The following is a 23,910-nucleotide window of genomic DNA, read 5'->3' as shown; positions in this document are numbered from 1 at the left end:
CTACAGGTTTTCTGGCCGCGCTACTAAGTTTCTGGCCGCGCTACTAAGTTTCTGGCCGCGCTACTAGCTTTCTGGTCGCACTACATAGGTAGCAAAATCTGGGGAGTAACGGGCTTGCAAAAGCTCTGTTTCTTGCGCCGCCCAAATATCCCACCAGGAGCTCGGATCGCCTTCCCGCTGCGTCACGCGTGCCCGCCGCGTTGCTACCGGTTCGGTGACCCAAACACTTTCCGTCAAATACGGCGCACAAGCCTGGCTGGTAGACCCGCACCCAATAAGGAGCAAGACATCTGCCGTACCTCGAACCGGCTTGCGCATAGCGCCCGTCGCCGCCCAATTTTGCAAGTGCCAATCCCAGGGCTGGAGCTCGAAAAAACCTTGCCGCGAAAAAGGATCCAACATGTGCGCGGCCACCCGTGCAGTACCGGCAACTAAACCGTGCCAACCGGCGATATAGTTTTCGAGTTCCACCGCGAGCACCCGCAAACCGAGCCCCGGTTGCGCTCCTTCCTCAGCGGCCGGATGCGCTTCTTTCGTAGTAGCCGGTTGCGCTTCGCCGGTAGCGGCCGGTTGTGCTCCGCCCGTAGCGGTAGCGAGCGCCGGGCTCGCAAGTTTTTCCATTTCCCGCTGGATCCTCCCCGCCAAAGTGGTTTTGCCCGCACCGCTGCGGCCGTCAATACCAAAAATTAGCCTGCCGGGCGCATTTCTCGGCGCGCGGGCAGTATTACCTTTTGGCTGCGGTTGCCGGGCGGTTTGGGCGAGCCGTACCCAATGCCGGGCCAGGGCCTGAACAAACTTGGCATCGGCACGCATATCGTGGGCGGGGGTTATCACCGTTCTAGCTTACCGGGTATCCTTTCCTCGAAATAGAAAAACTAGGGGCGGCCGAAAACCGCACAGCGTACTTTTAGCGGCGTCGTACATACACATAAGGTAGGCCCGGAAAATCTACGCAGAGGGGAGAGCGATGATCCCGCAATCAATTCCGTCACCGAGTGGAAATACTTTTCTCACGCTCGGTCCGATAGAAATCAAGTGGTATGCGATCTGTATCGTGATCGGAATCATAGCCGCCTGGTTTATTGCGGATAAGCGCTATCGCGCAAAGGGCGGAGATTCCGATAAATTCACGACGATTGCGTTCTGGGCGGTAATTTTTGGAATTATCGGTGGCCGGCTCTACCACGTGATTACAGACTGGCAACTCTACTTCGCGCCGGGAAAAAACCCGTGGGCGGCCTTCGATATTCGCGCCGGCGGGCTAGGAATTTGGGGCGCGATCGCGCTGGGTGCCTGCGGTGCGTGGATTGGCGCCCGCCAAGAAAAAGTACGTTTGCTACCCGCTGGCGATGCGCTCGCCCCGGGCCTGCTGATCGGCCAAGCCATTGGCCGGCTCGGTAACTGGTTCAACCAGGAGCTTTACGGGCGCCCCACCGATCTGCCCTGGGGTTTGGAGATCGACGCCGCACATATGCCCCCGGGTATGGCTCCCGGCACCACTTTCCATCCCACCTTCCTGTATGAACTGCTGTGGTGCCTGGTAGGAGCGGGCGTATTGGTGTGGCTGGAAAAGCGTTTCCACCTGGTAGCCGGTCAGTGCTTTGCTGCCTACATCATGGTGTATACCGCCGGGCGGCTGTGGATCGAAACCTTGCGCATCGACCCGGCCAATACCATTTTGGGATTGCGGCTAAACGTGTGGACCGCTATCGGCGTCTTCCTCCTCGGGCTTTTCCTTCTCATTTACCTGCGCCGCCGCTACCAAAACGATCCGGCCGTAGATTCGATAAATCTTCCGGGAGTTACCGCCGCCACACAGCCGCAGCCGGAAGCAGCAGGTATGGATGCGGCCACCGATACAGATCCGGCCACCGATACAGATCCTGCTGCCGATCGGGACGCCACCACTGGTCCGGACGCCACCACCGGTCCGGATACGACGACCGGTGAAGCGACCGTAACTAATACTGATACCGAAGTCACAGCGGCCCGGAATGAGACCCAAAAGTAACCGGAAAATTCGCAGCGGTGATCATCACAAAGGCCTCCAGTCACCATTGGGCTCCTTTGGGCTTGGATAGGATAAAAGCATGCGTAGAGCGAAAATTGTGTGTACCCTCGGCCCCGCCACAGATTCGGCGGAGCGAATTCTCGAACTAGCTCAGGCCGGTATGAACGTGGCGCGGATCAACGCCTCGCACGGCGCTTACCCAGAGCATGAAAAACGTATTGATCGCGTGCGGGCAGCCGCGAAGCAATTGGACCACCCGATCGCCGTCCTAGTTGACCTCCAGGGTCCGAAGATCCGGCTGGAAACCTTCGAAGAAGGACCGGTGCAGCTTAACGTTGGCGATCGCTTTGTTATCACCACCCGGGATGTTGCCGGGAACAAAGAAATCTGCGGAACTACCTATAAGGGCCTGGCCGGCGATTGTCACCCGGGCGATATTCTCCTCATCGACGACGGCAAGGTTTCTTTGCGCGTCGTAGAGGTTAAAGACGGCACCGATGTGGTGACCGAAGTGGTGGTTCCCGGCCCGGTTTCTGACCACAAGGGGATCAACCTGCCGGGCGTGGCAGTTTCTCTACCCGCAATGACGGAAAAGGATGAAGCTGATCTGCGCTGGGCCTTGCACTATGGCGCCGATCTGATCGCGCTCTCCTTCGTGCGGGATGCGAGTGATATTAATCGCGCCCACGAAATTATGGATGAAGAAGGTGTTCACCTACCCGTAATCGCCAAAATTGAAAAGCCGCAAGCGATCGAACACTTAGATGCGATCGTGCAGGCCTTTGACGGCATTATGGTGGCCCGTGGCGACCTCGGCGTCGAATTGCCGCTCGAGCAGGTGCCCGTGGTGCAAAAGATGGCTATCTCCTTGGCACGTAAGCGTGCCAAGCCGGTTATTTTGGCCACGCAGGTGCTCGAATCTATGATTCAGAACCCGCGGCCTACGCGTGCGGAGGCTTCCGACTGCGCTAACGCCGTTTTGGATGGTGCGGATGCGGTCATGCTTTCCGGAGAAACCTCGGTGGGGCTGTATCCGGTGGAATGCGTGCGGACCATGGCTTCGATCATCTCCTTCACCGAAGAAAATGGTTTGGAGCAGATCCCGCAGCTTTCCTCCCTGCATCGCACCCGTAATGGTGTGATTACTCGGGCTGCCTTGGATATTGGGGAAGCCCTGGGTGTACGGGCTGTGGTGGTGTTCACTGAGACCTCTCACACAGCTCGCCGGGTGACGCGGAATCGTTCTCGCCTCCCCGTTATCTGCTTTACTCCGCGGGAAAAGGTGCGTAACCAAATGGCCTTGCTGTGGGGTGCTGATACTTACATTGCCGACACGGTCTACTCGACTGATGGTATGGTTCAGCAGGTTGAAGATCGACTCACCGAACTCGGGCTCGCAGAGCGTGGGGATCGCGTGGTTATCGTCGCCGGCATGCCAGCCGGTGTGGCGGGTTCAACAAACACGCTTCGCGTGCACAAAATAGGTGAAGCTACTGGCGTGAAGTGATAAGCTAACGTCTTGCCGGCCTGAGGGTCGGTCTCGCTTCGGTGGTGGAATTGGCAGACACACTGCACTCAAAATGCAGCGCCGAAAGGCATGAGGGTTCGAGTCCCTCCCGAAGCACGTAGGTTCCTCAGCAACCCGGGTTATACGCGGTGCGGCGCAAATACAATCGGCGCTGGCGTAAAGCTGACGAAGCCGAAGGAGTGATTAGCGATGGCGGGAAAAGTTGGTAAGTCTGCCGATTCTGCGGCACCTGCACAGATCCTTGTAGTAGAAGACGAATCTCTCATCCGTCTAGACATCGTTGAAACTTTAGAAGACGCCGGATACGAAGTTATTGGCGAAGCTGGTAGTGGCGATGATGCGATTACCTTGGCGGCCGAACTCGAACCCGAAGTAGTGGTTATGGACGTGAAAATGCCCGGTAAAGATGGCATTACCGCGGCCAAGGAAATCATGGAAAACCAAAACACCGCCGTGGTGATGCTCACCGCATTTTCCCAGCGTGATCTGGTGGAACGCGCGCGCGACGCCGGCGCTATGGCTTATGTGGTAAAGCCCTTCACGCCCGCGGATCTGATTCCCGCCGTCGAAATTGCGCTTTCGCGCCGCCGGGATATTTCGGCCCTGGAAGACCAAGTGACAGATCTGGAAGATCAGTTTGAAACCCGCAAGCGGGTAGACCGCGCGAAGGGCCTCCTGGAATCTCATATGGGCCTTACCGAACCGGAAGCATTCCGGTGGATCCAGAAAACTTCTATGGATCGGCGTTTGACCATGCGGGAAGTTGCCGACGCGGTGATCGAGCAAGTCGGGAAGGCAAATAAAAACAAGTAGGCCTGCCCGAATCGCCGCGGTGCCGTAGGGTAGAGAACGTGACTGATGAACGTTTTCTCCTGATCGATGGCCACTCGATGGCATTTCGTGCTTTTTATGCCCTGAAACCCGATGGTTTCTACACTAAGAATGGGCAATACACGAATGCCGTACACGGTTTTCTTTCCACTTTGCTGCGGCTAATAAACGAACGGCAGCCCACGCACATTGCGGTAGCTTTCGACCTTCCTGGTGGCACGTTCCGCACCCGCGAATATCACGAATATAAAGCCGGGCGTAAACCCACCCCGGAGCCTTTCAAAGGGCAAGTGGAAACCATCCAACAGGTACTTGACGTGCTTGGTATTGCCTGGCTCACCCAGGAGGATTACGAAGCCGACGATATCCTCGCCACTCTTTCCAAACGCGGCGAAGAAGCCGGTATGCGCAACTACATTGCCTCCGGGGATAAAGATTCCTACCAGTTAGTCTCCGCCCAAACAACGGTGCTTTACTCGAATCCTCGCCTGGGCATGCAAGTGCTGGATCCGGCCGGCGTCGAAGCTAAAACCGGAGTTAGCCCGCAACTCTACCCAGATATGGCGGCGCTCGTAGGCGAAGGTGCCGATAACATTCCGGGAGTACCTGGAGTAGGGCCGAAAACTGCGCAACGCTGGCTCGCCAAGTACGGCGATCTAGAAGGCATCCTCACGCATGCCGATGAAATTACCGGCAAAGTGGGCCAATCCTTGCGCGACAATATCGAGCAAGTAAAACTCAACCGAGAAATCAACCAACTCGTTAGGGACCTGCCACTAGGCAGCGATTTGACGCAATTCCAGCCGCGCGGCGTAGACCAAGCCGCCATGCATGAACTCTTCGATACGCTCGAGTTCTCGCGGTTGCGCAGCCGCGTGCTCAAAGAAATGCCCATCCGCGAAGGTACCGCCGTCTCCGCTGCAACACCTAGCGCAAATGGTGCCGCGCAAGATGAGGGCACTAAACAAGGTAACGGCACCGAAAAGGGAACCGGTGCCGCGCAAACCAAAAACGCCTTCGTGCCCGTGGATCTGCAAGCCCTAGAAGTGAGTGAAACTGCCGTGGCCCAGTGGCTGGAAAAGTACGCGGCCGCAGAGGCTTCTGCCGAGGCCCCATCCGTGCTCTACGGGGTATACGTACGAGGCACCACTGATCCGGCTCGTGGTGAGGCCACCGGCATTGCGATTGCGAGCGGCCAGCAGGTACTACTTATCGATCCCAAAACTCTCGGGGAAGCCGATTCGCAGGCGCTAGCCGCGTGGTTGGGCAATGCGCAAATAGCGAAGGTTTTGCACGGAGCTAAAGAAGCTTGGCATGCGCTGCGCGGCTCGGGTTATGCGCTGGCTGGCGTGGCTGCCGATACCGTGCTTTCGGCCTATCTTTTGCATCCGTATCGGCGCCGCTATGAACTTGGCGATTTGGTTTTGCAGTACTTGGGCGTGGATATGGAACGCAGTGCGCCGGAAGGCGTGCTCCCCGGCCTCAGCGATACTGCGGATCCGGACGCAGCGAAGGCTGCCGTGCTCTCCCCGCTTTCCCAGGTTTTGCGCCAAGAACTGCACCAGATTGGGGAAAACGGCGATCTGCTCGCGCTGGAACTAGCTGTTTCCACCACTTTGGAACGCATGGAAGACGTGGGGATAGCGGTAGATAGTGCCTATCTGGAAAACTTGCGGGAAAACTTTGATGCCCGCGTGGAGGCGGCCGCCCGTTCGGCTTATGCGGCGATCGGCCACGAGGTAAACCTATCCAGTCCCAAACAGCTGCAAGGCGTGCTTTTTGACGAACTCAACTTGCCAAAAACACGGCGTACCAAATCCGGGTACACCACTAATGCGGAGGCGCTGGCAGATCTAGCCGCAAAAATTGCGTATAAGGAAACTCCGGAAGCGATTGCCGGGCAGGTTTTCCTCAGCTCCCTGCTAGAACACCGGGACGCCATCAAACTGCGCCAGTCAGTGGAAGGTCTGCAACGTGCGGTGCAAGCTGATGGGCGTATCCACACCACTTTCCAACAGGCGGTGGCCGCCACCGGGCGGCTTTCCTCCACCGATCCGAACCTGCAAAACATTCATGCCCGTACGGAAGAAGGTTTACAGATCCGGGAAGCATTTATTGCCGGGCGAGGCTACGAAGGCCTCATGACAGCCGATTATTCGCAAATCGAGATGCGCATCATGGCTTCTCTTTCCGGTGATGAAGGGCTGATCGAAGCCTTTAACGAAGGTGAGGACCTACACAGCTACGTAGCCTCCCTGGTCTTTGAGATCCCTGAAGAACAAGTTTCTTCCCAGCAGCGTTCGCGTATTAAAGCCATGAGTTACGGTCTGGCTTACGGCCTGTCTGCTTATGGCCTGGCCCGGCAACTACATATCGGGGCAGATGAAGCAAAATCACTCATGGATGCCTACAACGCCCGCTTCGGGAAGGTCCGCCAATATTTGAATTCCCTGGTGGAACGGGCACGCCGTGATGGCTACACGGAAACTATCCTGGGCCGGCGCCGTTATCTACCCGAACTAGACTCTCCAAATCGGCAACTGCGGGAAGCTTCTGAACGGATGGCGCTCAACGCACCGATCCAGGGGAGTGCGGCGGACATCATCAAGATTGCCATGGTGCAGGTGGAAAGCGCTTTGCGTGAAGGTGGGTACCAAAGCCGGATCCTCTTGCAAGTGCATGATGAACTTGTTATTGAGATTGCTCACGGAGAGCGTGAACCGGTCGAGGAAATTGTGCGCCGTGAAATGGGGAACGCCTACGAGCTGCGCGTGCCGCTTTCCGTGGGCGTGGGCTACGGCGATAACTGGCGCGCCGCGGCCCACTAAGAAATTGCCACAGCAGGGCGATAAACCGTGCCCGCGCCGGTGCTAAGCCGCGAGGCTAACTTGCGGTGCCGGGCGCGGGCGCGAGTACCGGGCGACACGCCAGGAGGTTTCCTTCGCGGCCGCGCACTGGCATTTAGCCACCGAACCCCGTAAGATATTGCGTTGGTGTGGACATCCGTTCACACTGCACCCAGCCTAGGTGGGTGCTAAGTCCAACTATTAACCATCCGGAAGTTTTCAATACACATGACAACGAACACCCCCGAATCCTCGACTCTTCCCGAGGTCGCCATCAACGATATTGGTGATGAGGAAGCTCTGCTCGCCGCAGTCGATAAGACCATCAAGTACTTCAATGACGGCGACATCGTCGAAGGAACAGTCGTCAAGGTCGATCACGATGAAGTTCTCCTTGACATTGGCTACAAAACCGAGGGTGTTATTCCCTCTAAAGAACTGTCTATCAAGCACGACGTCGATCCCGATGACGTGGTTGAAGTAGGCGACACGATCGAAGCCCTCGTCCTGCAGAAGGAAGACAAAGAAGGCCGTCTCCTCCTTTCCAAGAAGCGTGCTCAGTACGAGCGTGCCTGGAAGAAGATCGAGAAGATCAAGGAAGAAGATGGCGTGGTCAGCGGCTCGGTTATCGAAGTGGTCAAGGGTGGCTTGATCCTCGATATCGGTCTGCGTGGCTTCCTGCCGGCTTCGCTGGTGGAAATGCGCCGCGTGCGTGACCTGCAGCCGTATGTGGGCCGCGAACTGGAAGCCAAGGTTATCGAGCTCGATAAGAACCGCAATAATGTGGTGCTTTCGCGCCGGGCTTGGCTGGAAGATACCCAGTCGCAGGTGCGTTCCGACTTCCTGGCTGGCCTGCAGAAGGGCCAGATCCGGGAAGGTGTGGTTTCCTCGATCGTCAACTTCGGTGCCTTCGTGGACCTGGGCGGCGTAGACGGCCTCGTGCACGTCTCCGAACTGTCCTGGAAGCACATCGACCATCCGTCTGAAGTGGTTGCGGTGGGCCAGAAGGTCAACGTGGAAGTACTCGACGTCGATCTGGATCGCGAACGCGTTTCCCTCTCCTTGAAGGCAACGCAGGAAGATCCGTGGCAGTCCTTCGCTCGCACCCACGCCATTGGGCAGGTTGTGCCGGGCAAGGTCACCAAGATTGTGCCCTTCGGTGCGTTCGTGCGCGTCGAAGACGGTATCGAAGGTCTCGTCCACATTTCCGAACTTGCTTCGCACCACGTGGATACGCCGGATGAAGTGGTCAAGGTTGGCGAAGAAATCTTCGTCAAGGTAATCGACATTGATCTGGACCGCCGCCGCATCTCGCTCTCGCTCAAGCAGGCGAATGAAGGCGTGGATCCGAACTCCGAAGATTTCGATCCCTCGCTGTACGGAATGGCTGCCGACTACGACGAAGAAGGCAACTACAAGTACCCCGAAGGTTTCGATCCGGAATCGAACGAATGGCTGGAAGGCTACGAGGTCCAGCGTGAAGAGTGGGAGAACGCTTACGCGCAGGCCCAGGCTCGCTGGGAGACCCACAAGGCCCAGGCCGCCAAGGCTCAGGAACGCGAAGTCGAATACGCTGCCGCTCGGGGTGGCCACGCTCCGCGTACCGCCGCTGATGATGCCGCGCCTTCTTCCTACACTTCGACGACGGACGCTTCGAGCTCGCTCGATTCGGACGCCGATGAAGCTCTGGCCGCGCTGCGTGAAAAGCTCACGAACAACTAAGCGGCAAGCTACGGCAACCAGAAACTTAATATTGGCTTGCTAAGCTCCAGCGGGGCGGTAGGTGCTAAAACTTCTAGCACCTACCGCCCCGCTTTTGCCTGCCATGCCGAATTTTGCTTGCCACGCCCAGGGCCGCGCGCCGCGCGCCCGGGGTTGTGGCCCCTCGGTCCGAACCCGGCTTCTCGTGCTTTACCCTTCGCACCTGGCCCTTAGCGCTTTGGTCCCTATCCTTTTGCCCTTCGCGCCTCGTACCAAGCTCGCGCGCTAATCTACAACTATGAGCGCTAAAGTTTTTACTGCCGGCCCAGCCCACGCCCGCAAACTCCGCGATATTGCCCATCCTGCCGGCCGGGCTTTGCGGCTCGGCGTAACCGGCGGCATTGGTACCGGCAAATCCACGGTCACCCAGTTACTTGCCCAGCTCCACGGCAATACCATCGTGGCCGATGCAGATGCTATCGCCCATGAGTTACAAGCACCCGGTTCACCACTTAGCGCGGAACTAGTGGCAACCTTCGGCCCCGAAATTAGTGGCCACGGCGGGGAAATCAGCCGGCCGCAACTGGCCCAAATAGTGTTTTCCAATCCGCAGGCCCGCCACCAGCTCAATGCCATCATGCATCCGGCGATCCGCCGCCGCGCCCACGAGATTATGGACAGTGCCAGGCCGGAACAATTCGTGATATTCGACGTCGCCCTCTTAATTGAAGTGAGCTGGCAAAAGGACGTAGACGCCGTGCTCCTCGTTACCGCGCCACCCGCGGCGCGCATTACCCGGCTTGCCGGGAGAGGAGTAGCACCGGCAGAAGCACGGCGGCGCATAAAAACCCAAATGAGTGATACCGAGCGGCGTAATGACTCTCACATTGAGGTGAATAATGCCGGCACAGCCGCGCAGTTACGCGAAGTACTAGCCCAGTGCGGGCCCGCCTGGCTCTGGGAAGATCAAAACCACCCCCAAAGTCGCCCCCGTTTGACCTAAGGAAACGTGCGTTTCCGCACGTAAACTGATCTGGTGGTGTGCCTCGCCCCGGCCGCGTTCTAACCAATTGCGGAGAAAGCTCTTGGCGGGCGCGGAAAATGTTCTCCGCGTTCTAACCAATTGCGGAGAAAACTCTCGGCGGGCGTGGAAAATACTTTCCGCACGAAGCGCGGAAAATACTTTCCTCCGTGAAACGCGGAGAGTGTGTTCCGCATGCAGAGAGCTCTATTTCGGCAGGCATGCACGCTCAGCTCTAATAGTGATTCAAAGGAGACCAAGATGAGCGAAATTCCCTGGGCAGGATCCCCGGCCAACGGCGTCGAACTGGTGGAATACAACGGACTGCAGGCCATTAAAATCGCAACCCCAGCGGTTTCGGCACTCGTATACCGTATGGGCGCGCATATCGCGCAGTGGGCTCCGGCCGGTCAAAAGTCGGCAATTTTCCTTTCGGAAGCCTCGAACTTTGCGCTCGGCACGCCGATTCGCGGCGGCATTCCGGTCATCACTCCGTGGTTCGGCCCGGCAGAGGCGGGTTTGCATGGCTGGGCTCGCACCCACGAATGGGAACTTGCGGAAGTCCACGAAACCGGAGGGGAAGTCGAATTGGAACTGCGGCTGCCCGCGAGTGAAGCTTATGGCCCGCACGGCGCGGAGCTGGAATGCGCATTGCGGATCAAGTTGGGCGCCTCCCTCGAAGTCACCTTCACAGTCACGAATGTTTCCACGCGCGAGGTACAGCCGGAAATGGCTTTGCATGCTTATTGGGAAGTCGATGCGCAAGCGGTTACGATCGCCGGTATTGAAGGGGGCGGCGTGGACCGCCTGCGTGATAACGCGGAGATTTCCGGGCCGCTAGAACCGCTCACCGGGCAAACCGTAGACCGGTTCTACACCTTCCCGGCCGAAATTGTTATTCACGACGCCGGTAACAGCCGCGATATTGTACTCAGCTCTCCCGAATCGGTGCAGGCAGTGGTGTGGAATCCGGGGGTTTCCGGAGCGCAGTCAAACGCCGATTTCAAAGACGATGATTGGCAGAAGTTCATATGCGTAGAAGCCACGCGGGTGCGGGATTTCGCGCCGGTTATCAACCCGGGTGAGGCGGCCAGCCTGAACTTGCGCGCCGAGGTTCGCGCGGCCTAAAACAACGGCGTCGTACGCAACTCACCGCGCCTGGCACAGCTCACCGGCTCCGCACCGCGCGCACTCGCATGTGTCTATCAAAATAAAGCGCCACACGCGCACGCCAAGATGAGGTTTTGCATCCGCATCTTAAGTTGCGCGCTACTTGGCACTTTGCCTGACCAGCTTGATATCTGCGCGCTACCAGGCATCTTGCGCGCTACCAGGCACCTTGCACGCTACTTGGCGATCCTTGCCCCGAGGGTTACTCACCGCTACTTTCGGGGCAGGGAATCGCGGGCCGTACCGGCATGCTTCGAACACGGGTACGATGGTAGGCATGGCAGTTGATACTCGTATCGAACGCGCAGAAAAACCCTTCGAGGTTATCTCCGACTACACGCCTTCGGGCGATCAGCCCCACGCTATTGCGGAGCTGGCGGAGAGGATCAATAACGGAGAAAAGGACGTGGTGCTCCTTGGGGCTACCGGCACCGGTAAATCTGCGACTGCCGCTTGGCTGGTGGAAAAGTTACAGCGGCCCACGCTCATTATGGAGCCGAATAAGACTTTGGCGGCGCAAATGGCAGCCGAATTTCGGGAGCTACTGCCCAATAATGCCGTTGAATACTTTGTTTCCTACTATGACTATTACCAACCTGAAGCCTACGTTCCGCAAACCGATACTTTTATCGAAAAGGATTCTTCGATTAACGATGAAGTGGAACGTCTGCGGCATTCGGCAACCAATTCTCTGCTCACGCGCCGCGATACCGTAGTAGTAGCTTCCGTTTCCTGTATTTATGGTTTGGGTACCCCGCAAGAATATGTAGACCGCATGGTGCAATTGCGTGTGGGGGATAGGATCGACCGCGATGAGCTGCTGAAGCTCTTCGTCGGCATGCAATATACGCGCAATGATATCGAGTTCACGCGCGGTACTTTCCGGGTGCGGGGCGATACCGTGGAAATCATTCCCGTCTACGAAGAACTAGCAATTCGAATCGAGTTCTTTGGCGACGAAATCGACGCGATCTCCACTTTGCATCCGCTCACCGGTAATAAGATCGCCGATACTGATACCGCCCATGTTTTCCCCGCTTCGCACTATGTGGCCGGGCCGGAAAGAATGGAACGCGCTATCGCTTCCATAGAGGCGGAACTAGAGGAACGGCTCGCCGAGCTCAAGTCGCAAAATAAACTCCTAGAGGCGCAAAGACTGGAGATGCGCACTACCTACGATCTCGAAATGATGCGCAATATCGGCACCTGTTCTGGAATTGAGAACTATTCGCGGCATATTGATGGGCGCGGGCCGGGCACTCCGCCAAATACTTTGCTGGACTATTTCCCGGACGATTTTCTGCTTATTATCGACGAATCGCATGTTACCGTCCCCCAGATTGGGGCCATGTATGAAGGGGATATGTCCCGTAAACGCACCCTGGTGGAATACGGTTTCCGCCTGCCTTCTGCCATGGATAACCGGCCGCTCAAGTGGGAGGAGTTCCAGGAACGCATCGGGCAAACCGTCTATCTTTCTGCGACTCCTGGCAAATATGAACTGGAACGTTCCGATGGTTATGTGGAACAGATTATTCGCCCCACCGGTTTGGTAGATCCGCTCATCCGAGTCAAACCAACGGAAGGGCAAATCGACGATTTGCTCGAAGAAATCCGCGTGCGGGCCGCGAAACAGGAACGCGTGCTGGTTACCACTTTGACCAAGAAAATGGCGGAAGACCTTACCGATTACCTGTCGGAACGGGATGTGCGGGTGGAGTACCTGCATTCTGATGTGGATACTTTGCGCCGCGTGGAGTTGCTGCGGCAGTTGCGGCTGGGTGAATTTGATGTACTGGTAGGTATTAATCTTTTGCGTGAAGGTTTGGATCTGCCCGAAGTATCCTTGGTAGCAATTCTCGACGCCGATAAACAGGGCTTCTTGCGGTCAACGACGTCGTTGATTCAAACCATCGGCCGGGCGGCCCGCAATGTTTCGGGCGAGGTCCACATGTACGCCGATACGATCACGCCGAATATGCAAGAAGCGATCGAAGAAACTAACCGGCGCCGCGAAAAGCAAATCGCTTACAACAAAGAACACGGTATCGATCCGCAACCTTTGCGTAAGAAGATTTCCGATGTGACCGATATGCTCGCCCGCGAGGACGTAGATACCGAAACGCTCCTGGCCGGTGGATATCGCACCGAACCCGAATACGCGAAGGGGCGTGCCCCCGCCCGGGAAATCGCGCGGGCCGAGGGCGCGGGGCAGTTGCGAGAAATGATCAACGAACTGAGTTTGCAAATGCATGCAGCGGCTGAACAATTACAGTTCGAACTCGCCGCCCGCTACCGGGACGAAATTAAAGATCTCAAATCAGAACTCTGGCACGCCGAACAGGCGCAAAAATAGAGAGCTAATTAGCATTTTCGGTGCGGGCATGTGTGTAGGCCTTTCGGGTAAGGTGGTGCGCCGGGAGGGGAGTACTTCCAGGAAATATCGGTTCGTCATCACGGCGCTAGCTAGATCATGCCGGATCACGCTTGCGCCCGGACCGAGACCGCACCGCACATTTCGCCAGGTGAGGCCCGGTAAGGGGCAGACCCAAAGAAAGTCGGGATTGGTGGAAGGAGACCTTCGGTTCATTTAGCTCAAGCTCTACCGGAGGATTCATAGTGATCTCTCATATTGCTACGACCGTTGCTACCGAGGCCCCGGATATGGTGGTCCACCCGTGGGAATGGATCGTGCTCTCAGTGCTCGTGTGCGGTCTACTTGCCTTTGACCTGATGGGGCATATCCGCAAACCACATGAGCCGACGATGAAAGAATCGGCAAAGTGGTTCGCGTTCTACGTTTCCGTGGCCATACTGTTTGTCTTCTACGTGTGGTTGCAGCACGGAGGCGGCTTCGCGATGGAGTACTTCTCCGCCTACGCGCTCGAAGAATCTTTGTCCATGGACAATATCTTCGTCTTCATCATTATTATGGCGTCCTTTGCGGTGCCGCGCGTACTGCAACAAAAAGTACTGTTCTGGGGAATCATTATTGCCCTCGTGTTGCGGCTCGTCTTTATTTTGCTGGGAGCCGCTATCGTTTCCCGCTTCGCCTGGGTGTTCTTCTTGTTCGGAGCCTTCCTGATCTACACGGCTATCGGGCAAGCCCGGCAGGGGATCGCCGGGGATGAAAACGAGGAATATAAAGAAAACGTGCTGGTGCGCGTCACCCGCAAGATCTTCCCGGTTACCAATGAATACCACGGAGATCATGCCATCGTTCGCATTAATGGTAAGCGGCATCTAACGCCCTACCTGTTGTGCATCGTGGCGATTGGCGCCGCTGATTTCATGTTCGCTTTGGATTCCATTCCCGCTTCCTTCGGAGTAACCCAAGAGCCCTACATTATTTTCGCGGCTAACGCTTTTGCGCTAATGGGCCTGCGGCAACTCTTCTTCCTCATTGACGGCCTGCTGGAACGGCTCGTCTACCTGCATTATGGATTAGCCGCAATCCTCGGCTTTATTGGCTTGAAGCTCTTCCTGGAAGCTTTCCATACGTATGGCATGCTGGAGTTTATTCCGGCCCCTTCGCCGGCTGGTTCGCTCATTTTGATCCTCGTGATCCTGCTTATTACCGTGGTGGCTTCGGTAGTCAGATCCCGAAAGCTAGCTCGCCAACAAGCAGCTGAAGAAGAAGACGAAGCTACGGAAAGCTAGCCGTGAGGTTTCGGGCTTTATGAGCCTCTAAACGCGATGCTCTTTACGCGAGGCGCCGCCTGGGTCGCAAGGCCGAGGCGGCGCTTTCGTTGGCCGGGCAGCAGCAGTTTCTAGGAGGCGTGATGTGCCCGTTGCGTTTATATGGTGGTTTTATGGCCGTTTAGCGAGCCGGCGGGCAATGATTGCGCATACCAGGATTTGGAGCTGGTGGAAGACGACGACGGGTACCGTCAGCGGGGCAACGATGGGCCCGGGGAAAATAGCTTTGGCCATGGGTAGCCCGGTGGCCAAGGATTTTTTCGATCCGCACATGAGCACCACTATGCGATCTTCGGTCGATAGTTTTGCCAGGCCCGCAGTCCACCAGGTAAGGCCGAGCATGACCGCGAGCATCACGCAACACAGCAGGCTGAGTACCACGATCGTTCCCAGGGTGACTCCCTTCCACGCGCCTTCTGCGGTGGCGTTGAGAACGGAAGAAAAGACGATGAGGATAATCGAGGTGTTATCTACCGTGCGTACTAGCTTGGGGTGGGCGCGCCAAAAATTACCGACGAATGGTTGTAGGCATTGCCCGAGTATGAACGGCAAAAGGAGCTTGAGGAGCACGGAGGTAAGACCGCCGCCGCTAGCCCCACCCACATTCAGGAAGAGCATCACGAGCAGGGGCGTGAGGAACATGCCCAAAATATTTGAGATCGTGGCAGAGGTGACGGCTGCCGCCACATTTCCGCGGGCGATGGACACCATGGTTACGGAGGACTGGATCGTGGAAGGCAGAAGCGAAAGATAGAGAAAACCGAGCGCGAAACCTTCGCCCAAGAAAGGTGCGGTGAGGTGCCCCAACCCAAAACCGACGAGCGGAAAGAACACATAGGTCGAAATAAGCACCAAACCTTGTAGGCGTACATTGCGTAAACCGCGTAGCACATCGCTAGTTCGCAACCGCATTCCATACACGAAGAACACCGTGGCAACGGCCAGGTCGCCCACAATTTCCAAGATGTGGCGGGGCCCGGCAGGCGCATGAATAAGCAAGCCGGCTACCAAAGCTACCAAAATACCGGTTACTAGCGGATCTGGCCGCCACCTTAGAAGTCTCTTCATAACGCTTAGCAACATTACCAGCGTGCAGCGCGGTTTCTTACCGTAACCGTTTGCCTCTCCGCCCACATCCGGGCGGCTAAGACATGCGGCCCTTCTAATTGCATGCCAAGCTGTGTCTCGGGTGCCAAACCATGCCCGCAGGTTTCTGGAGGCAGTTGGTGCGCAGCGGCGGCAGGTTTCTGGCGAGGCCGGTTCCTAGCCGCCGCCGGTGAAACACTTCTCTCGCTACTTTCGAACACTTGTTCCATACGGTAGGATTGGCCAGGTGAGTGACGTTATCCATGTACAGGGTGCCCGCGAAAATAATCTTCGCAATATCACGATTGATATTCCACGCAATGGCCTCGTTGTCTGCACGGGCCTTTCCGGTTCCGGCAAATCTTCTCTCGCTTTTGACACGATTTTTGCGGAAGGTCAGCGCCGCTACGTGGAATCTTTGAGTTCCTATGCGCGCATGTTCCTCGGGCAAATGGATAAGCCGGATGTGGATCTTATTGAAGGGCTATCTCCGGCGGTTGCGATTGATCAGAAGTCCACGAACCGCAATCCGCGTTCCACGGTCGGTACCGTTACCGAAGTATATGACTATCTGCGTTTGCTTTTTGCGCGCGCGGGCGTGCAATACTGCCCGGAATGCGGGGAACGGATCCGGGCCCAATCGGCTGAACAAATCGTGAACTCCCTGCTTGAATACCCGGAAGGGACCCGGTTTATGGTCCTCGCGCCGGTAGTGCGTGGGCGCAAGGGAGAATATGCGGACGTACTGGAAGAGCTCGCCCAGGCCGGCTATACGCGCGCCCGTATTGATTCGGAGGATGTACGCCTTGATAACCCGCCCAAGCTGGATAAAAAACTTCGCCATGATATCGACGTCGTCGTCGATCGCTTGGCGGTGCGGGAAGGTATTCGGACCCGGCTCACCGATTCCGTAGAACAAGCACTCGGATTATCCGGTGGAGTGATGTTCGTGGTGTTTGTGGACGTGGAAGAATCTGATCCGCGCCATATGCGCCGTTTTTCGGAGAAACGTTCCTGCCCCAACGGGCACGAACTCGTACTGGAAGAAATCGAACCCCGCACCTTCTCCTTCAACGCACCCTACGGTGCCTGCCCGGAATGCGACGGGATCGGAAGCAAACTGCAAGTCGCGGAAGACCTCGTAGTACCAGACGTCACCAAAACTTTACGGGAAGGCGCCATCGCTCCGTGGACGCCCCACCAAGATTTCTTCACCCGGCAAATGGAATCACTCGGAGAAGAACTCGGGTTCGACGTCGATACCCCCTGGCAAAAGCTACCCCGAAAAGCAAAAAATGCGCTCCTCGACGGTTCGAACTTTAAAGTCCAAGTGAAATACCGGAACCGCTGGGGGAGGATGCGCGAATACTCCACTGGCTTTGAAGGCGTACGCCGGTATGTGAAACGCAAGCACAGCGAAACCGAATCGGATTGGAGTCGCAACCGCTACGAAGGATATATGCGGGAAGTGACCTGCGCCGTGTGTAAAGGTGCACGGCTCAAACCAGAAGTGCTGGCCGTGCGTATTGGCGAGCTCAATATTTACGAATTGTGTTCGCTTTCCATTGCGGATGCGAAAGACTATCTCGATAACGTCAAACTCGATGCTTTCCAAGCAAAAATTGCCGCGCAAGTGCTGCGTGAAGTGCAGGTCCGGCTGGGCTTTTTGGTAGATGTTGGCCTTTCCTACCTAACTTTGGCACGCGGTGCAGCCACGCTTTCTGGCGGGGAAGCACAACGTATTCGTCTCGCCACGCAAATCGGTTCCGGGCTGGTAGGTGTGCTCTACGTACTCGACGAACCCTCAATTGGTTTGCACCAAAAAGACAATGACCGTTTGCTCGCCACTTTGTGTAAGCTCCGCGATCTGGGAAACACCCTGCTCGTGGTAGAACACGATGAAGATACAATCCGCAGTGCCGATTGGCTTATCGATATTGGCCCGGGAGCTGGGGAAAAGGGCGGCAACGTAGTCTATGCGGGGCCGGTAGCCGGAATTTTGGAAGCTCCGAATTCGATCACCGGGGACTATCTAGCCGGCCGGCGCCAGATCGCGGTACCCCAAAAACGGCGGCCCAGTGATCCGAAACGGCAAATTGTGGTGAAAGGGGCGCGGGAAAATAACCTACGCAATATCACCGTAAAATTCCCGATCGGCACTTTTATCGCGGTTACCGGAGTTTCTGGTTCTGGTAAATCTACTCTCGTCAACCAGATCCTTTACCAGTCTTTGGCGAACCAGTTGAATCGCGCGCATGGCGTGATCGGTAAACACACGTCTGTTACCGGGATCGAAGAGCTCGAAAAAGTAGTGCATGTGGACCAGTCGCCAATCGGGCGCAGTCCGCGGTCGAACCCGGCCACCTATACCGGGGTGTGGGATCGGGTGCGGGAACTATTCGCGCAAACCCAGGAAGCGAAAGTTCGCGGCTATAAAGCCGGCCGGTTCTCCTTCAACGTGAAAGGGGGCCGGTGTGAGGCTTGCAAGGGCGATGGCACGATTAAAATCGAGATGAATTTCTTGCCGGATGTTTATGTGCCGTGCGAAGTGTGCCACGGGGCCCGCTATAACCGGGAAACCCTGGAAGTGCACTACAAGGGCAAAAATGTGGCAGAAGTTCTCGATATGACGATTAGTGAAGCCCTCGAGTTCTTCGACCCCATCCAGCGCATCACCCGCTATTTGGCGACCTTGGAACGAGTGGGGCTGGGATATGTGCGGCTCGGGCAAAGCGCCACCACGCTTTCTGGTGGCGAAGCCCAGCGCGTAAAACTAGCTTCGGAACTACACCGGCGCAATCGCGGAAAAACCGTGTACATCCTGGACGAGCCGACCACCGGTTTGCATTTCGAAGACGTCCGTAAACTATTACTGGTATTGCAAGGCCTGGTGGACCAAGGCAATACCGTGATTGTGATTGAACACAATCTGGACGTCATCAAATCCGCCGACTGGGTGATTGACCTCGGCCCCGACGGTGGGGCAGGTGGCGGAACCGTCGTCGCCACCGGCACCCCGGAACAGGTGGCGCAAGTTCCGGAATCTTATACCGGGCAATACTTGGCGAAACTGCTAGCTAATACGCCCCAGTAAGCCTCACCCGGGCGGAAGGCACCTAGGCTAGGCAAAAAGGGCGTCTAAGCTGGGCGGAAGGACATCTAAGCTAGGCAAAGCTATCTTGAGCTGGGCAAAGCTATCTAAACTGGGCAAAGCTATCTGAGCTCGGCAAGGCTATCTGAGCTGGGCAAAGCCATCTGAGCTCGGCAAACAGGAATCTGGCCAGGTACGTACGGAGGAGAGGAGAAAAGTGGCTGATCCACAGAGCTATCGGCCCCGCACCGCGGACATTCCCACGGATCCGGGGGTTTACCGGTTTCTCGACGGCGAAGGCCGCGTCCTCTACGTAGGCAAAGCCAAAAACCTGCGCAACCGCCTGCAAAACTATTTCCAACCGCCGGAAAACCTAATTCCGCGCATCCGGAAAATGGTCTTTACCGCCACCCGCGTGGTGTGGGTGGTGGTCGGCTCGGAAGTGGAAGCCCTCACCCTCGAATATACGTGGATCAAACAGTTCGAGCCGCCCTTCAACGTAATGTTTCGGGACAATAAGTCCTACCCATACGTGGCGGTTTCTATGGCGGATGAATATCCGCGTGCCTATATCACCCGGCAGAAACACAGAAAAGGAAACGTATATTTCGGGCCCTACACGAAAGTGTGGGCAATCCGAAAAACGCTGGATTCTCTGCTCCCAATTTTCCATATGCGTTCGTGTACAGACGCGGATTTTCGGCGGGGGCAACGCACCTGCCGGCCATGTTTTAACACCCATATTGGCCTGTGTAACGGGGCGTGTGCCGGCCTGGTTTCGAAGGAAGAAAACCGGAAAGCTGCCGAAGCTTTTATTGCGTTTATGGATTCGGATGGGCAAGCCCTCATTCGCGAAAAAACACAGGAAATGCGGGAAGCTGCCGCGGCCCTCGAATATGAAAAGGCCGCCCGTTTGCGCGACGAAATTCAGGCTTTGCAGGCGGCTACCGAACGTAACGTAGTAGTTTTTAACGGCAATCTGAATGCCGACGTTATCGGTTTGGAAGCGGATGAAATTGATGCTTCCGTACAGATTTTCTATATCCGGGGTGGGCGCATTCGCGGCCAACGCGGCTGGATTACCGAAACGGACGGGACGGACCCCGCGGAAGTAATTAGCCAGTTACTGCTCCACGTATATGGGGATCCCGAATATGACCGGTACCGTGGGGTGGGAACGCAAAGTAACCGCCGGGTAGAAGCACCGAAGGCGGTAGATGACCGCGACCATACTCCGGCCGGTGCGATACCTTCCGAAATTTGGGTGCCCGTGTTTCCGACCGATAAATCGGAAATCGAACGCTGGTTGGCCGAGCGCCGCGGTGGGCCAGTGCATTTGAAACGCCCTCAACGCGGTCAAAAAGCGCAGCTTGCCGCTACCGTGCACGCCAATGCGAAGCAAGCTTTCGATCGCAATAAGCTCGCGCGCGCCGCCGATATTACGGTGCGTTCCCAAGCCTTGGAAGAACTGCGCGAAGGATTGGATCTGCCGCGCGCGCCCCTGCGGATCGAAGGTTACGACATTTCGCATACCCAGGGCCATCAACAGGTAGGTTCCATGGTCGTATTCGAAGACGGCTTGAAGAAAACCGCTGATTACCGGCACTTTATTGTGAAAGGCCCGGATGGTCAGGGCGTGCCCGATGATACCGCGGCGATGGATGAAGTTTTGCGACGCCGCCTCCGCCGCCTCCAAGAAGGTGCCTATGGTGACGATGCCGGTGGGGAAGAAGATGCCACGCCGGCCACCCTAGAGGCTACCCCCGCGGATGCTACCGGAGCCGCACCGGCCCGCCGTTTTGCCTATAAACCAGACCTCTTCGTAGTCGATGGCGGCCTGCCACAAGTCAATGCCGTGCAACGCGTAGTAGACGAATTCGACGCCGATGTAGCGGTGATCGGCCTGGCTAAACGCCTCGAAGAAGTATGGGTGCCGGGCGAGGAATACCCGGTGATTTTTCCGCGCAATTCCGCCGCTTTGCGGCTCTTGCAACAGGTGCGCGATGAATCGCACCGGTTTGCGATTACTTTCCACCGCAAGCGGCGCGGCCAAGCCATGACCCGTTCGGTACTCGACGAGATCCCCGGGCTCGGCCCCGCAAAACAAAAAGCGTTGCTCAAAAAACTCGGCTCGGTAAAACGTATCCGCGCCGCCTCCGCAGAAGAACTACAGCAAGTTCCCGGCGTCGGCCCCAAACTCGCCCGCGAAATCACAGATTTCTTCGGCACCGCCGAAGCGGCCGGCGCCACGAAGAGCACTGCGCACGGCGCCACGAAGGGCGCTGCAGGAACGGAGGGCACTGCCGATGCGGACGGAACACCATCCGGAACCACCACCGAAACTTCAGCGACCGCTACGGACGGCGCCACTATCTCCGCTAACTCGGAGTGCGCATCCGCGTAACCTCCCGCGACTGTGGCATGATGGTGATTATGAGCGATATCAATGATACTTCGCGCATCCCGAAGGTGGTGCCGCAGGCAGATGCACAGGCCCATCTGCCACCCGCACAGGTGCCTGAAATTATTGTGGTTACCGGAATGTCAGGGGCCGGGCGTACCCGCGCTGCCAACACGCTGGAAGACTTGGGCTGGTACGTCGTCGATAATTTACCGCCGCGGCTCCTCAAAGCCATGGTGGGTTTGATGTCTCCAGATGGGGGAGTGCAGCGGCTTGCCGTCGTCGTCGATGTGCGTTCGCGCGAATTCTTCGCTGAACTAGTGGGCCAACTTGACGTTGTACGCAAATCCGGGGTGGACTACCGGATCATTTTCTTGGACGCCTCTAATGATGAACTTATCCAGCGTTTTGAGGCGGTGCGCCGCCCGCACCCACTCGAACCACACGGACGTTTGCTGGACGGTATTCGCAAGGAACGCAAACTGCTTACAGACCTGCGTAACCGGGCCGATTCCGTAATTGATACCACCGGGCTTTCCGTCCACGATCTTGCCCGGAAAATCCGTTCCCTCGTGGGGGATGGAACGCAAGACAATGTGCGCATAACCGTGATGTCTTTCGGTTTCAAATACGGTCTGCCCATGGACGCCGATAATGTGGCAGACGTCCGTTTCCTCCCTAACCCGTACTGGGTTTCCGAGCTGCGGCACCTTACCGGGCACGATAAACCGGTAGCAGATTTCGTACTGGAACAGGCCGGCGCCCAAGAATTTGTGGACAAGTATTCCGAACTCTTGATTGGCATTCTGGCCGGATACTCGCGCGAACTGAAACCGTATACCACGATCGCGATCGGGTGTACGGGCGGCAAACACCGTTCCGTAGCGATCGCCGGGGCAATTTCTGAAAAGCTGCGCCAAGCCGGGCAATCCGTACGTACCATCCACCGCGATTTAGGACGCGAATAACCAACCTCCCCCAAACTAAACCCACGCCGAAGTACTAAATCCACGGCCCTAAAGCCACACCCACTGCCCTAAACCCACGCGCTAAGTGCCACGCGCTAAGATCACGAACTAGAAACGAAGCACACCGCTGTACAGTAGGACCACAATGCAGTCACACCCCGGTAGTCCGGAAACATCGGCGCGGTGGGAGTGCAGGAACCTAGCAGGAACGGAACCGGAACCTAGCAGAAACGGAACCGGAACCTAGCAGAAACGGAACCGGAACCTAGCAGGAACCAAACCAGGCAGTAGCACCGCTGTACAGCATTACAGAAGCCGCAGAATACAGCATAAAAATGAGGGATCGAGGCGCATGATGGAAAGGGGAAGTCGGGGGCCCAAAGTGGTGGCGCTTGGTGGCGGGCATGGGCTGGCCGCCACGCTTTCCGCATTACGGCTAATTACCAGACGGATTACCGCGGTGGTCACAGTTGCCGACGACGGCGGTAGCTCCGGCCGGTTGCGAAAAGAATTCGATGTGATCCCACCCGGGGATTTACGCCAAGCTCTTTCCGCACTGTGCGATGATGGCGAATGGGGTCAAACTTGGCGCGATGTGTTACAACACCGCTTCCAATCCGATGGGCCTTTGAGTGGTCACGCCCTCGGCAACCTACTCATTTTGGCCATGTGGGAACAACTCGGGGATACCATGCGCGGCCTGGACTGGGTGGGCCAGCTCCTACGGATTAAAGGCCGCGTGGTGCCGATGGCCCCCATCCCGCTCGATATTGAAGCAAAAGTGGAAGAAGATGGCGAAATTCGTCAATATCGCGGCCAGGTAGAGGTAGCTACGGCGCGCGGCCGGGTCAAACACGTAAATCTGATTCCGGAAAATCCGCCGGCCCAACCAGAAGCCCTAGAAGCAATTGATGCGGCTGATTGGGTAGTATTTGGCCCCGGCTCTTGGTACACCTCGGTAATTCCCCATCTATTGGTGCCAGATCTGCACGAAGCGCTCGTCCGCACGAAAGCACGGCGGGTGATGGCACTCAACTTGGGTACGGAACGCGAAACTCTGGGGATGAGCCCGGCCGATCACGTGCGCTCATTCCACGAACACGCCCCCGACTTGCGGCTGGACGTGATTATTGCCGACCCGCGGGCCATCGACGATCTGGATGCCGTGTATGAAGCGGCCAGCCTTACCGGAGCCACGCTCATGCTCCGCCAGGTGCGGATGCGCGAACATCCTTTCCGCCACGATTCTTTGCGCCTTGCTGCTGCTTACCGGGACGCTTTCGAAGGCCTCATGGGCGATATCGAATAGGCTCCTGCAGGCTTCGTTCGGGCTTCCAGCGGGCGCATACGCGCTTCCTGCGGGCACATACGGGCTTCCTGCGGGCCGCAAGGGAATCATGAAGGCCGCAAGGGATATTGAGTAAGAGACGGCGAACCATTTTACTGCACGAAATGGCTTTCGCACGAGGCTGGAGGGCACAGACACGCCGCGCCACGATGCGCTAGGGTATTTTTTCGTGCCCCGCCATTTCGCGCTGCGATAGTACCTGTTTTTAG

The 23,910-nt window shown here is 57.0% G+C and carries 15 protein-coding genes and 1 tRNA gene; 14 read left to right on the top strand and 2 right to left on the bottom strand.

Annotation, left to right across the window (positions count from 1 at the left end; all coding sequences use genetic code 11):
* Window positions 1-63: 63 nt before the first annotated feature.
* A complete protein-coding gene (locus H8274_RS05545; protein ID WP_185934052.1) occupies window positions 64-834 on the bottom strand; it encodes a nucleoside/nucleotide kinase family protein in 771 nt (256 codons plus the stop codon).
* 133 nt (window positions 835-967) lie between these two features.
* Here H8274_RS05545 and lgt point away from each other — a divergent pair, with 133 nt between their 5' ends.
* From lgt to H8274_RS05495, 10 genes are all read left to right on the top strand, one after another.
* Entirely contained in the window at window positions 968-2,011 is a 1,044-nt protein-coding gene (gene lgt, locus H8274_RS05540) for a prolipoprotein diacylglyceryl transferase (RefSeq protein ID WP_082160175.1), read from the top strand.
* Window positions 2,012-2,090: 79 nt separating this feature from the next.
* Window positions 2,091-3,518, top strand: a complete 1,428-nt coding sequence (pyk, locus tag H8274_RS05535) for a pyruvate kinase (RefSeq protein WP_185934051.1) — start codon at window positions 2,091-2,093, stop codon at window positions 3,516-3,518.
* A gap of 35 nt (window positions 3,519-3,553) precedes the next feature.
* Window positions 3,554-3,635, top strand: a tRNA-Leu gene (locus H8274_RS05530).
* Between the two features lie 93 nt (window positions 3,636-3,728).
* A complete protein-coding gene (locus H8274_RS05525) occupies window positions 3,729-4,352 on the top strand; it encodes an ANTAR domain-containing response regulator (protein ID WP_185934050.1) in 624 nt (207 codons plus the stop codon).
* Window positions 4,353-4,390: 38 nt separating this feature from the next.
* A complete protein-coding gene (gene polA / locus H8274_RS05520; protein WP_185934049.1) occupies window positions 4,391-7,198 on the top strand; it encodes a DNA polymerase I in 2,808 nt (935 codons plus the stop codon).
* A gap of 246 nt (window positions 7,199-7,444) precedes the next feature.
* Window positions 7,445-8,938: a 30S ribosomal protein S1 gene (rpsA, locus tag H8274_RS05515; protein ID WP_065415285.1), complete on the top strand. Its 1,494-nt coding sequence runs from the start codon at window positions 7,445-7,447 to the stop codon at window positions 8,936-8,938.
* A gap of 277 nt (window positions 8,939-9,215) precedes the next feature.
* On the top strand, window positions 9,216-9,920 hold the full coding sequence (gene coaE / locus H8274_RS05510; protein ID WP_185934048.1) for a dephospho-CoA kinase: 705 nt from the start codon (window positions 9,216-9,218) through the stop codon (window positions 9,918-9,920).
* A 279-nt stretch (window positions 9,921-10,199) separates the two neighbouring features.
* On the top strand, window positions 10,200-11,066 hold the full coding sequence (locus tag H8274_RS05505) for a D-hexose-6-phosphate mutarotase (protein WP_185934047.1): 867 nt from the start codon (window positions 10,200-10,202) through the stop codon (window positions 11,064-11,066).
* A gap of 319 nt (window positions 11,067-11,385) precedes the next feature.
* Window positions 11,386-13,464 (top strand): excinuclease ABC subunit UvrB, encoded by a 2,079-nt coding sequence (gene uvrB / locus H8274_RS05500; RefSeq protein ID WP_049620370.1) that lies wholly within the window; start codon window positions 11,386-11,388, stop codon window positions 13,462-13,464.
* 263 nt (window positions 13,465-13,727) lie between these two features.
* Window positions 13,728-14,768, top strand: coding sequence for a TerC family protein (locus H8274_RS05495; protein WP_338067694.1), 1,041 nt, complete (start codon window positions 13,728-13,730; stop codon window positions 14,766-14,768).
* Window positions 14,769-14,918: 150 nt separating this feature from the next.
* On the opposite strand, the gene H8274_RS05490 is transcribed toward H8274_RS05495, so the two are convergent.
* On the bottom strand, window positions 14,919-15,875 hold the full coding sequence (locus tag H8274_RS05490) for a bile acid:sodium symporter family protein (protein WP_185934046.1): 957 nt from the start codon (window positions 15,873-15,875) through the stop codon (window positions 14,919-14,921).
* A 265-nt stretch (window positions 15,876-16,140) separates the two neighbouring features.
* Here H8274_RS05490 and uvrA point away from each other — a divergent pair, with 265 nt between their 5' ends.
* From uvrA to H8274_RS05470, 4 genes are all read left to right on the top strand, one after another.
* Window positions 16,141-18,987, top strand: a complete 2,847-nt coding sequence (gene uvrA / locus H8274_RS05485) for an excinuclease ABC subunit UvrA (protein WP_185934045.1) — start codon at window positions 16,141-16,143, stop codon at window positions 18,985-18,987.
* 214 nt (window positions 18,988-19,201) lie between these two features.
* On the top strand, window positions 19,202-21,388 hold the full coding sequence (gene uvrC, locus H8274_RS05480; RefSeq protein ID WP_244924535.1) for an excinuclease ABC subunit UvrC: 2,187 nt from the start codon (window positions 19,202-19,204) through the stop codon (window positions 21,386-21,388).
* Between the two features lie 29 nt (window positions 21,389-21,417).
* Window positions 21,418-22,353 carry an RNase adapter RapZ gene (gene rapZ, locus H8274_RS05475; RefSeq protein WP_082160180.1) on the top strand — a complete coding sequence of 312 codons (936 nt, stop codon included), beginning with the start codon at window positions 21,418-21,420 and terminating at the stop codon, window positions 22,351-22,353.
* A 352-nt stretch (window positions 22,354-22,705) separates the two neighbouring features.
* Window positions 22,706-23,662, top strand: a complete 957-nt coding sequence (locus tag H8274_RS05470; RefSeq protein WP_065415291.1) for a gluconeogenesis factor YvcK family protein — start codon at window positions 22,706-22,708, stop codon at window positions 23,660-23,662.
* Window positions 23,663-23,910: the final 248 nt, after the last annotated feature.

This window comes from Actinobaculum suis (genome assembly GCF_900618115.1).
Lineage (GTDB): Bacteria > Actinomycetota > Actinomycetes > Actinomycetales > Actinomycetaceae > Actinobaculum > Actinobaculum suis.
The sequence above is the reverse complement of the archived record's forward strand: the minus strand, read 5'-3'. Positions and strand labels throughout refer to the sequence as shown.

Excerpts from the sequence above, each read along its gene's own strand:
- rpsA (WP_065415285.1), top strand. The coding sequence starts at position 7,445 with ATGACAACGAACACCCCCGAATCCTCGACTCTTCCCGAGGTCGCCATC.
- pyk (WP_185934051.1), top strand. The coding sequence starts at position 2,091 with ATGCGTAGAGCGAAAATTGTGTGTACCCTCGGCCCCGCCACAGATTCG.
- H8274_RS05505 (WP_185934047.1), top strand. The coding sequence starts at position 10,200 with ATGAGCGAAATTCCCTGGGCAGGATCCCCGGCCAACGGCGTCGAACTG.
- H8274_RS05525 (WP_185934050.1), top strand. The coding sequence starts at position 3,729 with ATGGCGGGAAAAGTTGGTAAGTCTGCCGATTCTGCGGCACCTGCACAG.
- coaE (WP_185934048.1), top strand. The coding sequence starts at position 9,216 with ATGAGCGCTAAAGTTTTTACTGCCGGCCCAGCCCACGCCCGCAAACTC.
- lgt (WP_082160175.1), top strand. The coding sequence starts at position 968 with ATGATCCCGCAATCAATTCCGTCACCGAGTGGAAATACTTTTCTCACG.
- uvrB (WP_049620370.1), top strand. The coding sequence starts at position 11,386 with ATGGCAGTTGATACTCGTATCGAACGCGCAGAAAAACCCTTCGAGGTT.
- H8274_RS05470 (WP_065415291.1), top strand. The coding sequence starts at position 22,706 with ATGATGGAAAGGGGAAGTCGGGGGCCCAAAGTGGTGGCGCTTGGTGGC.
- rapZ (WP_082160180.1), top strand. The coding sequence starts at position 21,418 with ATGAGCGATATCAATGATACTTCGCGCATCCCGAAGGTGGTGCCGCAG.
- H8274_RS05490 (WP_185934046.1), bottom strand. The coding sequence starts at position 15,875 with ATGAAGAGACTTCTAAGGTGGCGGCCAGATCCGCTAGTAACCGGTATT.